Source organism: Variovorax sp. Soil_C_33 (assembly GCF_057656935.1).
Map to the genome: position 1 here is coordinate 264,851 of NZ_JBDGJK010000005.1, position 12,292 is coordinate 277,142.

Below are 12,292 nucleotides of genomic sequence, written 5' to 3' on the forward strand. Positions count from 1 at the left end.
GATGATTGGAGTGACTATCTGCCGGCGCAGGTCCGTGGCCGGCTTCACCTTGATCGAGCTGCTGGTTGTGCTTGCAATCGTCTCGACTCTGCTGCTGCTGGTAGCGCCGAAGTACTTCAACCGGCTCGAGGCTTCCAGGGAGGTCGTGCTTCGCGACAACCTCCGCACCATACGCGAAGTGCTGGACAAGTTCTATGCGGACACTGGACGCTATCCTGACTCGCTGCAGGAGCTCGTGGAGAAGCACTATCTCCGCTCGCTGCCGGTGGACCCGCTTACCGAGACGGCGACGGGTTGGCAGCTAGTACCTGCGCCGGAGGGTTACAAGGGCGCTGTCTATGACATCCACAGCGGTGCGCAGGGTCGGGCGCGCGATGGAACGAGCTATGCGGAATGGTAAAGCCAAGCCTCGGACGCAGGCCGGCTTTGCATACCTGATGCTACTAGTGACCATTGCCCTGATTGGTCTTGCTGCGAGCGCCGCAGTGAGCATTGGAGCCTCCGTTGCGCGGCGAGATGCCGAGCAACAGCTGCTGGCCATCGGTCTGGAATATCAACAGGCACTACGAAGCTACGCAATTGCTTCAATCGCGGGGGGAAATGCCGCCATGGGACGCGGACCACAGACCTTGGAGGAACTCCTCAAGGATCAGCGCCAACTGAACACGCACAGACACTTGCGGCGGCTGTATGCGGATCCTCTGACCGGTCGTCAGGAATGGGGACTGGTACGAGATCCGCAAGGAACCATAGTTGGCATTTACAGCCGGGCCGACGGACGACCAATCCAGAGGAGCGGGTTCGCCCCGGCCTTGGTGGGATTCGACGACGCTGGCAGCTACGCTGACTGGGTATTCGGGCTACCGGTTATCCGCTCAGGGACTAGAAAAACGTTGTGATCTGGCAAAAGATTGATCGGCCAATCAATCGAAGGCAAAGGCGGTTACTGCGTTCGCAAAACTCCATCAAGAAAGAAATTCGACTTTCTACTTTGCTGGGAATGCGACATCTGAACTTGGCGTTGAGCATGACATGACATGACACGGGGCCTAGCCTTGTTATGTTAACCGCCCACCTGCCGTCAGTCGCCTGCGGAAGTCTATTTGGGTCCAGGTACTGTCAGGAGATAGCCTTCACCGGTAACACGGACTTGCGTCGCAACGCAGGCCTCCCACCATTTGGTCTTCTGATCGGTATAGCAGCCCACTAGATTCACCGTGCGTGTGTCCTGCGCACGGGCGTCAGGGATCATGTCGTTCAATGCGATCAAGCCCAGGAAGATCGCAATCGCGGCCAGAAGGAAATTCGTCGTGCGCAGAGAACTCATGGTGTTGATCTCCATATTGAATGCCGCGCCGCAGGGCTCGTGTTGAATCTGTCGTTCGGCCACGTCATTCTGGATGGCTTTGCCAAAGTCTCCAAGTTCGAAGCATCGTGCGCCACGGGGGAGTATTGACAGCGACTTTCGCAGGCTGAGGTCTCATGTCGCTGAATCCAGGCCCCGCGCCAGACCATCCTTAAGCTGACGCATCGCTGATCGGCCGGGCCTTTGCTGAGCCGGTGGGTTGCATCCTCGATCGATCAATGCCATGCACCTCTTGGGCTCCTCGCAGGGCCGAACTCCCAGTCTCGCGCATCATCACTGTGTCCGGCGCGCAGGCGGGACCGAACGCTGCTGGCTGAAGTCGCCCATTAGGGGTGCAGATCGCGCACCGAGGCTTGCGCGTCCGCGCGCGCACGGCAGCCGCGGGGCTCGAGCAGAGGCGGTCGCGCGACCTGCAGAGCGCACCTTGACCGCACGTCATCGCGTCCTCACACTTGTGTCATTTCAACGAGCAGGAGGATTCGATGGCTGCATTCTCACTTCAAGATGCGATAAGCACTTTCCGGTGGTCGACGGATGCAAACCACAAGCTCTGGACCTATTTTCAGGCCCTCAACGCTGCGGCTGTAGTGTTCGCCTTTGGCGGCGCCATTCGCTCCATCGGTACGTTGATCTTGCTGTCGTTGGGACTTCTCGTCTTTTCTCACGAGAATCGGCGTTTGATCATCGACTTTCAGAATGCTGCCGTCACAGCCGCGAACGCAGTCAAGAAGAAGTGGGATCAAAGGGAATCTGAATTCGTGTCCGAAATTGAGACGGGGTATGCCGAGCTACGAAATGCGTTCAATCCAGACGACCCACAGAAGGTTCGTCGTGGCCATCTGTGGATCACTGGAGTAATTCTCGCGCTCATCTGGGCCCGTACTGCAATCGCTTACCTGCAAGCGCAGTTTCCGGGGTGGGCGGTTCTCGAGTTCCTCAGCTTCACATGTCCAGCGCGCGTCCCAGCCGCATGCTGAGATTCAGGGCTGGGCTACGTCGTAGCGCTGGCGAGTTTGATGCCGACCGCCACGCCAGGAGGTTAGGTGGGGTCAAGGCTGCCGGATGCCTCTTAGCTGCGACGCGAGCTGGGAGGGTGGATCAAGAACGGGCACGCATGCACGCATGCCAGAGTTTGAGCAGGCTCCTAGCATTCGATCTGTCGTTCCACCTGGCACCAACGCCGGGCAGATCTCCATTGCATCGCCGGCCACGCTCTCACACAATCCACGGCGGTGAACTTGGCAGCCTCCGTTCCGGGGGACTCTGCGCAACCACCGCAGGAGGACGGCCATGGACTATGACAACGGCCCGGACAAGGGCTGCCAATGGGAGGAGCTCCGCTTGGGGCTGGTCATGAACGGCGGCGTCAGCCTGGCCGTCTGGATGGGAGGCGTGACCAACGAGATCTTTCGGCTGATCACGCACCAGCATCCAGTCTACCGAGGCCTGATGGAGCTCACCAGGACAACCGCACGCGTCGACGTGATCAGCGGCACCAGTGCAGGCGGCGTGAATGGCGCGGCGCTCGCGATCGCGTTGTTGTACGGCGGGAACTTCTCTCAATTGCGCGAGGTCTGGATGCACACAGGCGCCTTCAGCGATCTCTTGCGTCCACCGACGGGCGAGAACCCCGGCTCCCTCCTTCAGGGCGAAGAGCACTTCCTGCCGGCGATTGAGGAGGCCTTCAGAAAACTCTCGGCGAGCGCACCTGAGCCCGAGTTTGCGCCGGGCGTGATGCCGATCGATCTGCGACTCACGACAACCCTGCTATCGGGCTACCAGGGCAGAAACGTCGACGACCTGGGCTCGCCAGTGAACGACGTCGACTATCGGGCGCACTTTCGCTTCGAGCGCAGGCATGACGTGCGCCCGGCGTCGGCTGGGAAGGACGTCTTTGCAAAGAAAGACGAAATGATCAAGGCACTCGCTCGCGCGGCCCGAAGCACTTCATCGTTTCCTTTTGCGTTCGAGCCGTCCCTTGTATCCACAGCGGACGCTTTGCCGTGGCTCTCCAACAATCAAAAAGCGGACTTCTCGAAGAAGCCACGGTACGTGGTCGACGGTGGCGTCATGGACAACAAGCCGTTTCGTGGGGCGAGAGAGAGCATTTTCGAGATGCCGCGGCGCGTGAGCGTACGACGAGTTCTCGCCTACATCAATCCTGACCCGGGCGACGGCAAGCCCTTCGAGCGTCCCGACAAGCCTGACATGCCCGGGCTGGCGCCGGTGCTGGCTGCCGGGATTGTCGGCATCCCCCAGTCGCAGTCCATTTCGGACGAGCTCCAGGAGATCGAAGCGCACAACATGGACGTTCGAATGCGCCGTGAAAGTGTAGTGAGCTTGGCGATGGCTTTCAAGAATCAGGACCAAACCCTCCGGGCGATGGCGGACCAACTGTTCGGCATCTACCGGTCACGGCGGCTTTCGACGACTTTCGAACTCTTCATCTTTCAGCCCCTCTCGAACGCAGCCTCCCGCACCGGGCTCTACAAAGCGTTGACCGCGATCGGCAAGCACGGGAAGGAAACTCTCAAGCAGAAGTTCGTTGCCGATGCCGGTGACGGGTGGCTCCCATCGGCTTGGCCTGCCACGGCCGACGACCCGTGCAACAGCAACGCCGCGCAATGGGGCTGGGGTCTTTTTCCGGTCGAGTTTGCCTCGAAGCTCATGATGAACATGTTGCGGATGATGCAGTCCCTTGCCGAGTACAAGACGCCCACCCAGAGCGCGCGCTACAGACGCAGAGGGGGAGCAGCAGTGGCCGGCGCATCCGGGATTGGGTTGGACTGGTCCGACGACGGAGACGCCTCTTGGAGTCCCAGGGATCTTGCCGCCCATCTCGATGCCGTACAGAAGCCAACATCCGAACATTGCAGGCAACTTGCCGATTGGTGGGCAGAAGCCCACAGGATTGTTGATGCGATCCTTCTCATGCGCGAGGAAGAGCGCGCCCACTGGCGAAAGCAGATGGATCTTGCGCTAAAGGATCTTGACACTTACGCGCCGCCGGTCACCACAGTCAATCTCAGGGCTTGGCATGACAAGACCGTGCAGGCGCTGTTTTCGGAGTTCTCCCAAGGAGACCGCAGGGGCAAGTGCGCCGGTCTTGCCTATCGGATCGCGACAATCGTCCACCAGGCTGCGAACAAAGTTCCGGAACTGACGAGAAAGCAGCCAGCCAACGCGCCCCCATACCTTGTCGCCGATGAAACTACGGCCAGCGCACTAGAGGGACTCGCGTCCATCTTCAACAAGTCCACGATCGAAGAGGCGCTTTACAAGATCCTCCAGATGGAGGTGGTTGAGTTCGCATTCAATGATCACGAAACGCTTGCGTCCGACTCCCTGATAGAGCTGGTTCAGATCAGCGGCAACAACGAAAGCCCCCTTGGCGGCGTTTCCGATGCGGAAGACAAACTGCTGGGCTTGCAGCTCGCACACTTTGGCGCCTTCTACAAGGAATCCTGGCGAGCCAACGACTGGACCTTCGGCAGGCTTGACGGGGCGAGCCGCCTCGTCGCCATCCTGTTGAGCCCGAAACGGCTGCACCTGATCTACGCGCCACGAGGCCGGGCCCGCGCAGTCGCCGCCATCATGGACATCGCCAAGGACTCCCTACCCGAAGGACCTTTGAGGTCCTATCTGGAGGGGCAATGGGCAAGCCGCCGTCTGCAATCGCGCATCACCGAAGAGTTGGCGTTTCTGGATGTTCCCGAGCTCAACGTTCCAGATCGTCTTCCGCATTGCGAAGCCGCGATTTGCCTGCGGCTGCATCTGGGAATCCTGCGCCACGAGCTTCCGGCGCTGTGCGACTCCGTCGAGCGGGACCACAGCAATGGGGCTGACGCCATGTGGGCCGGCAATGCGCTGAGAGAGAATCTGAGGGGCTCAGGGTCCGACTTGACGAGCTCCGAACGGCCAAAGCGATCAGATGCTCCCTTCAGTCCGGAGCAAGCGGTCGCGCAATTGAAGGGCGGCCTCCTGGCCGGCCCAAGGACGCGACGGGAGAATTTCACTAAGGAGGCTGGTTCGGACCTTTTCACGCGTACGCTGGCTCAGACCATCGCGACGCTGCAGAACACGCTTTCCGCGACGAATGCCAAGCTCGGCCCTCTGGCTGTTCTGCTTGCCGGACTGCGACTTCCAGCGCTCGGCTTTCACTATGTCGCGCAGGGGCTGACTCGCCAGAGTCGGACGGCCGCCGCTTTGCACGCGGCGATGCTAATGGTCGGCCTATGCCTGGTCTTGCTGAGCATCTGGCCAAGCGGCAAATCCTCCTTGGACGGGCCTCTCGTTCAATTTGGATGGCTCCTCCTTGGATTTGGCTTTGCGATCTCAGTCATTCGTGCCCCAATCGTCTTCGCCATTTCCGCAGCCATTCTTTGCGTGTTGCTCAGTGTCGCGATGTTGTTCGGTGCCCCCTGGGAGTTCCTTGCCGTTGTCGCCTTGCTGGCGCTACTTGCGTTCAGCATAAATATTCGGTTTCTGCAGGTGCCCATCGCGATGGCCACGATCGGCCTTGCAGCTGTTTTTTCTGCGCGCGTCGCAGATCGAGCCGGCCAGTTCGAGCTCACCATCTGGTCTATTGCGGGCTTGGCAGCTTTCGTCCTGGGTCTTGTCGCGCTCGATGCGGCCGACATGGTCGGGCGATGGGATAAACGACTGCGGGCCTGGATCATCAACAAGGCCTGACCATACGCGCTCATCCACACCAGGCCCTTTGTGCTCGTGAACGACCTCGCAGAGGTTCTCAAAAAACTTCGGTCCTAACCGAAGGTCCAATCGCAGTTAGGCTGTGTCTCGACGTCGTCTCGCTGTCCCTCTTGTGCGCACCATCGCCGAGTTGTAGACGTTCAAGGTCGTCTTCAGACCTGCAGTGGTGATCGAACGCGCCGGCAGAGGGCTTCGACTGATGCAGACCTGGTACCGCACGCCGTGATCGTCGCTGCAGGTGTCGCCATGGCCGTACCCCAAGCCCAGAACCTGGGTCGGGCGACTTTGCGACATTTGAAATTGGCTAGAACACGACATTACTAAATCGCTCCTACACACGGCCGCCACGGGAAGCCTTGTTATGTTCAATCCACGAAAAAGCGCTCCGATGACTGAGTGATCCGGGCCGACGAGTGATTGATCGCTCGATACGAGGAACTTCTGCAGCACGTAGTGGTTATTCCTGGTAATCTGACCTTTCCTGGGCTAGGACTTAAGTACATCATCGGTGCCTCCTGTTGACTTAGCGTTGGACGACCTACTCGGGTGTGGGACACGCGTGACGGTCCAACTTGCCGGGATCGGTCGGGTCGGCCTTGATGGTAGCGACAAGCGTTCAAGGCTGGCTCCCCGCTCGATGCGACATTGAAGGTTCTGCTCCTCAGTCAAGAGGTCTTCCCTGCGATTGTGGCCCGCTAGCGGCCCTTCTCATACTGACGTTCCTCGCCGAAGCCATCAGCTTCCTGACTTTGTTGTCACAGACTGCCGAAAGGCAGTACTCGAGCAGGTCATCATGAGGCGAACGTGTTCATTGACCGACTGGTCCCCGTCGTGCTTCCCCTGCGTTGCCGGCCATCTTCGCGCGTTGTCAACAAAGTCCGTCTAGGGCATTGCGTACTTGGGAGGAAGCGATTGCGCTGATGCAACAATATTGAGAACTTCCCGATGATCTTTTGGGCATAGCCCCCGTCCCGTGCCGCCGCGGCAGCTCTGCCGCTTCGTTCGAAGCTGCTGCATGACTGGCTATAGCCGTCTCCTCATTACGCATAGGCGCCAGGACGCGTGTTCGGCGCGGTTCTGTTCCTTAACCGGTCAACATTCACGCCGTCAAGTGGCAGCAAGAACCAGTTGAACGGGCGTGAACTTGTTGGCACATCGTCGCCCGAAAGGCGCAGTCAGATTGCCAGTGACCAGTTGGTTTGACGATGCTCGGCGATTATCTTGAGTACAAGCTGATAATCGGAAGCACGAGGAGAAGCCTTGATGAGTACTACAAGTTCGACGGCATTGAACGCCAACCTGGGCGAGCTGAAGGTCCAGCTCGAGACACACAATGATTCGGTATTCGAGCAACTCGTTGCGGATCTCACGAGCCGACTGATTGGCGATGTAGGCGTCTCGGTTTCTAAGACCGGTTCGCAGTTTGGGGGCGATGCGGGAACAGCGGGCCTTCGCGGTCGCCGCCTTCGCGTGGAGTGCAAACGCTACCGTGAAACCACACGGCTAGACCCGCGTGGGCTGGCCGGCGAGGTAATGGAAGCGGTGATCAAAGACAGGTTCATGGAGGCCTGGGTTCTTGCTGCCACAAAAGTGGTCAGCGAGACGGAGCAAAACCTCGCCCGAGATGCAGGCACAGAGCTGGGTGTCCCCATCGTCGTGGTTGATTGGACGCCTCCTCCCAGCGGCGTCGGAATCAATCGGCTCGCTTCGCTATGTGCGACTTGGCCGGATTTGGTCGAACAACATCTGGGTATGGCTGCGGCCAACGCTGCTCGAGCGCTCCAGCCACACGTGGGCGCCACTGTCGACAACCTGCGACTCGACCTGGCGTACTGGAACATTGGGTTCGACAACCTGCGGGCGTCGTCCCTCAACTACTTGAGTCAAGTCTGGAAAGACAGCGCGGAGTCAAAGGCGGCCCTCAACCAAGATGCCGCCGGAGGACGCAGTGGTGTTCACCTTATTGAACGTGTGGTGCCGCTTTATCAGCTGAGCGGCTGGTGGGTCAGTCCGCCTGACGTGAGGACGCCTGCTGTCGTCACAGGCGTTGAAGGTGTTGGCAAGACGTGGGTCGTCCTGGACTGGGTAAACCGGACCGCCACGTCGCTTCCCATCGTCGTCCTTTTGGGGGCCAATGAATTCGTCAACGGCTACTACCTCTCCGAGACCGGAACCAAGGACCTACTCGCGCGTAGCCTACGCGCAATGACGAAGTCCTCGTTAGGGGACCAGTATTGGCGAGCACGTGTTGAGCGTCTGATCGGCCGGCCAGCCGATGAGGGCGCCGCGTTCCTATTCGTTGTAGATGGCTTGAATCAGCAACCACACGTGGACTGGAGCGCGTTCGCCCAAGCGCTTCAGGGGCAAGCATTGACGGGGAAGGCAAGGTTGCTAGTCACTGCGCGCCGGCACTACTTCGAGACAGACATTCGTCGATTCGACAAGCTGCATACCAGACCAACGCAGATTCCAGTGGGGCCGTACGACAAAAAAGAATTCGATGAGCTTCTTGGGCAGCACGGGATGAGCCGGACTGATCTACATCCGTCCCTCGTAAATCTTGCTTCAATGCCTAGGCTGTTTCCGCTGGTGCTGCGCCTGAAAGACAGCTTTGCTCTGCAATCCGAGGCGAGCGTTCCACGGCTTCTTTTTGAGTATGGGCGTGACGTTCTTCAACTGCGTCAGCATAGCACTCTGACGGACGACGCCTGGGTCAGCTGGTTGATAGAGCGCGCCAAGGAACACCGTGCAAAGATGCAGGCCACAGGGAAAGGCGGCCAACACGTGTCGGTCAATGAGATTGCAGCAACGGTATCGGCCCCGCACCTGTCCAAGGAGGAAGTTGCCCGCCGCCTGAGCGACATCATTGACGGCGGCGTCTTCCGCGCCGTCAAAACTCCAACCGGCACAAAGCATGTCCTGGAACAGCAGTCCGCCACCCTGGGCTTGGGTCTAGCACTGCTGGACACACTGTCGCAAGTGGAAACTGCATCGTTCGAGACGTTGTTGTCGGAGCTGAGCAAATGGCTGGAGCCCATTGCGGCGATCGATGAAGTCGCCGACATCCTATGCGCTGCCCTCGCAGTTCTTTCTTCCACAACTGGGCATGACGGCATTCCCATCACCGACGCCCTGCTAAGCACGTGGATGAATGGGCAGAATCCAACTGAGGGATACGTGCAAGATGTGAATGTATTCGGAGATGCGTTTCCGCGCTCGATGCTTTCCGTCATCGAACAATCGACACTGCAGTCCAGAGCCGCGGCGTTTCTCCTTGCGGTACAGCACCTGCGTCGCCTGCCCCTGGCTCGCAACGAAGACTGGGACGCGATCACGGCACGAATGCTCGACTGGTGCAGTTGGATAAACCTGCCGCGGCCGGAGCAAGTTGCTGATCCCAATCACTACGCCAAGCACCATCAGCAGAGGCTATTGCTGCGAATCGGAACAGTCTCTCCCGGGACGCTACTCGTGCTGGGCGAGCCGCTTGAACTTAACCACATCCACCAAGGCGACCCTGCCAAGGCCATACCAGGCATCCTTGAAGGGCACGAAGTATCGCGGTTTCTGCCGGTATTTCGGAGGGCTGCGGTCAGGGAGGCCGTGCAAGTCGACTCGCGGGGCGAATGCTGGCCAGGACTGAAGTGGCTCGTCTTGGTCGCAAGTCGAGACGACGTCAAGGCGCGTGCAGCACTGGTCGAGTTGGCTGAAGAAGTGCTTGCGACCGCGCACGAGCCGGGTGTGCACGCGAGACTGCGGAACCGAGCCGCAGCTCTACTGCTGCGCGCGACGGGCGAGGAAACTCATGAGCTTAAGGCTCGGGCTGTGGACGAGCGCTTCGGCGAAGGGTGGTTCTACGACAAGGACTACTTGAAGGATCCAGCAAGTTCGCTGTTCCGGCTTGAGTACCGGCACATCCAGCAGGTACTGGAGGATGCTGCGATTCCGGCGAGCCGACGCCTGGACAGGTTGGGCATCTTCGTTCCACATCCGCAACTATCCTTGCCGGGTGAACTCTCACATGCAATCGAAAGGGACCTGCAGCAGCAAAGTTTCGAGAATATCGACGCCGTTGGACGGCTTACGTCCGAGCAGCACAAGTTCGAAGGACTCGAACTGCTAGGGGCTAGGTTTGCTCCGAAGGAGTTCGCAAAGACGACGCGCAGGCGGTTGGGGGTGCTTGCGTCCAGACAAGGGGAGGAAAAATACTGGGCTTCTCATGCGGCTCCTGAGCTCGCCCTCGCGGCAACCTGCAGGGGCAGCGAAGAGTTCACCGGTCTTCGTACTCGCTCAAAGCTTGCGAGCAACGAGCGGTATGCAAACACGTGGTGTTTAGAGATGGAGTTGCTGCACAAGCCTCTGGCGGAGCAGTTGTTGGTGCTTCTGAATGCGCAGGACTTCTCGTTCTGGGATGACCTGATGGCGATCGTGCGAACCGCGACCGCTTCGCAACTGCTTGAGTTTCTTCGTACGAATGGCGCAACTGGTGACAAGGCCGCGAGAGTGGTAATGCAAGTCATGGCGTATCAGGTGCCGCCCGATGCCGATGAACTGGCAGAGGCGCTCGTCGATCACCTTTGGGACAATGACGAACAGATGAGAGCGATTGCATTTGTGTCGCTGGCTTCAAGTGCGCCCCGGGTTTGCGGGCGAGCACTGATGGCGAGGAACTGGAAGGCAAACGACGAGCATCAGTTCTTTGCGCACTACGGTAGTCACGCGATCGCTGAAGCTTCGTCGCATTTGAGTTTTGCAGACGTACTCGCTCAGATAGCACCGTGGCGCTGGTTGGATGCGGCGGTCATTCGCGGAGGCAAACCAGAAGAACTGGAAGAGGCGAGTCGACGTCTGTTGGCCGTTGTTAACTCCCCGTCGGGCACACTGCCGGAGTTCGATGGCATCCTGTCGATTCGCGTTCCGACAAGCCGGGAACTGCCAAATGTCAGCGTTCAGGAACGTCCCGCCCAGCACAATGAGGACTTTTCGGCCTCTCTGGAGCGCCTGAACGAAAGCGCAGAAGAGGCCAGCAAGCGTATGCAGGCACTAGCCGGACGGGCGTCAGCAAGCATCGATAAGCTTCGCAACGGCGGCTACGCCCTTTATTTGCACTCCTTTTCTTATGAGAGCGTTGAAGCTGCCTTCAAGGCGGCGCCGGCACCGTGGATGCAGACATTGGAGGGCTTAAGCGAGGTCGCAGCTGAGTTCTCCAACAAAGTACGGTCCGCGGAGGGACTCTATATTACGCTGTGCGAGGTACTTCTCGAGCATGCGCCAGCCGAGGGCGTTGCGTTGTGGCGCGCCCTTTGCAACAGCTTGCGCACTCAATTCAAGGGTGCGGCGGACATCGCAGAGCTGATTCACATCGCATTTCGCGTCAAGGAAAGTCAAGAGGTCCTCGCCCTACGATCCGATCACACATCATTGGAGCGCTGCAACACCGACAAAGACCTCTTCGAGCTGGTCATCGCAGCGCAGTTGAACGATCAGGACGCATGGCTCGACCGCTTTGTGGAGGAAGATGCCACGTCCGATGTGCTGTGGCGCCGCAAACGTGCCATCGTGGTGGACGGATTGCGGCGGGTTCCCAATGTTCAAGAACTCGACTGGCCCGAAGGAGAGAGGTTCGGCTCCTGGGAGGCTCTGAAGGACCATATGAAGCGCTGGTCGAACGAGGCAGCGTTCGCCAAGTACTGGTGGCGCAAGTTCGTGACTGCGAGTGATGCCGACGACGCGTTTGCAGCTTGGCGCGTTTTTCTCAGCTGCGCAGACCGGCGAGCGCACGTTTGGATGAAGAAGCTAGGCGCAACCGCGACAGAAGGCTCAGAGTTGAACCGCTTGCGCGCGATCCACATGGAGCTCAACGATTACGCGATGAACCGCAGGTTCAAGAAGCGCGAGGAAAGCACTCCGGGGTTGGCCAGCCATTTTTTTGGCCAAGACGCGCCGGCCAAGTGGCTAACCCTGGACGGCGTGAAGCACTAAAAGGAGTACCTAGGCCGATCGCCAAGGTACTTCTGCCCCTTGACGCCGCGACTAACTTGATGGGCTTCCAGCGCGACGGGCGCTCGCCGAGCTCTGGACGGATCGCTGAATTCGGGACAACGTCAATCGTTCGCGAACGCCCGCCACGCAACATGCTGTAACCTCTTGGTATGCTTTCGAGCGCGCCATGAGGGAACGTTGCTTCGCCTAGATGATGGGTATATCAGGATC

The 12,292-nt window shown here is 59.2% G+C and carries 6 protein-coding genes; 5 read left to right on the forward strand and 1 reads right to left on the reverse strand.

Annotated elements, in window-relative coordinates; genetic code table 11:
* The first annotated feature begins 1 nt into the window (after position 1).
* Together AC3A6B_RS10595 and AC3A6B_RS10600 are read left to right on the forward strand one after the other, a co-directional pair.
* The gene (locus tag AC3A6B_RS10595; RefSeq protein WP_487836707.1) at positions 2–400 is read left to right on the forward strand and encodes a type II secretion system protein; all 399 of its coding nucleotides are present in this window, start codon (positions 2–4) and stop codon (positions 398–400) included.
* Positions 401–437: 37 nt separating this feature from the next.
* Positions 438–899, forward strand: coding sequence for a type II secretion system protein (locus tag AC3A6B_RS10600; RefSeq protein ID WP_487836708.1), 462 nt, complete (start codon positions 438–440; stop codon positions 897–899).
* A 200-nt stretch (positions 900–1,099) separates the two neighbouring features.
* Here AC3A6B_RS10600 and AC3A6B_RS10605 read toward each other — a convergent pair whose 3' ends face one another.
* Positions 1,100–1,390, reverse strand: coding sequence for a hypothetical protein (locus AC3A6B_RS10605; protein ID WP_487836669.1), 291 nt, complete (start codon positions 1,388–1,390; stop codon positions 1,100–1,102).
* A 458-nt stretch (positions 1,391–1,848) separates the two neighbouring features.
* Here AC3A6B_RS10605 and AC3A6B_RS10610 point away from each other — a divergent pair, with 458 nt between their 5' ends.
* From AC3A6B_RS10610 to AC3A6B_RS10620, 3 genes are all read left to right on the forward strand, one after another.
* Entirely contained in the window at positions 1,849–2,343 is a 495-nt protein-coding gene (locus tag AC3A6B_RS10610; RefSeq protein WP_487836670.1) for a hypothetical protein, read from the forward strand.
* Between the two features lie 313 nt (positions 2,344–2,656).
* Positions 2,657–6,058: a patatin-like protein gene (locus tag AC3A6B_RS10615; RefSeq protein ID WP_487836671.1), complete on the forward strand. Its 3,402-nt coding sequence runs from the start codon at positions 2,657–2,659 to the stop codon at positions 6,056–6,058.
* 1,308 nt (positions 6,059–7,366) lie between these two features.
* Positions 7,367–12,061 (forward strand): hypothetical protein, encoded by a 4,695-nt coding sequence (locus tag AC3A6B_RS10620; RefSeq protein WP_487836672.1) that lies wholly within the window; start codon positions 7,367–7,369, stop codon positions 12,059–12,061.
* Positions 12,062–12,292: the final 231 nt, after the last annotated feature.

What these genes read in the sequence shown, in the direction of transcription:
- AC3A6B_RS10600 (WP_487836708.1), top strand. Translation starts at nt 438, where the DNA reads ATGCTACTAGTGACCATTGCCCTGATTGGTCTTGCTGCGAGCGCCGCA.
- AC3A6B_RS10610 (WP_487836670.1), top strand. Translation starts at nt 1,849, where the DNA reads ATGGCTGCATTCTCACTTCAAGATGCGATAAGCACTTTCCGGTGGTCG.
- AC3A6B_RS10615 (WP_487836671.1), top strand. Translation starts at nt 2,657, where the DNA reads ATGGACTATGACAACGGCCCGGACAAGGGCTGCCAATGGGAGGAGCTC.
- AC3A6B_RS10595 (WP_487836707.1), top strand. Translation starts at nt 2, where the DNA reads ATGATTGGAGTGACTATCTGCCGGCGCAGGTCCGTGGCCGGCTTCACC.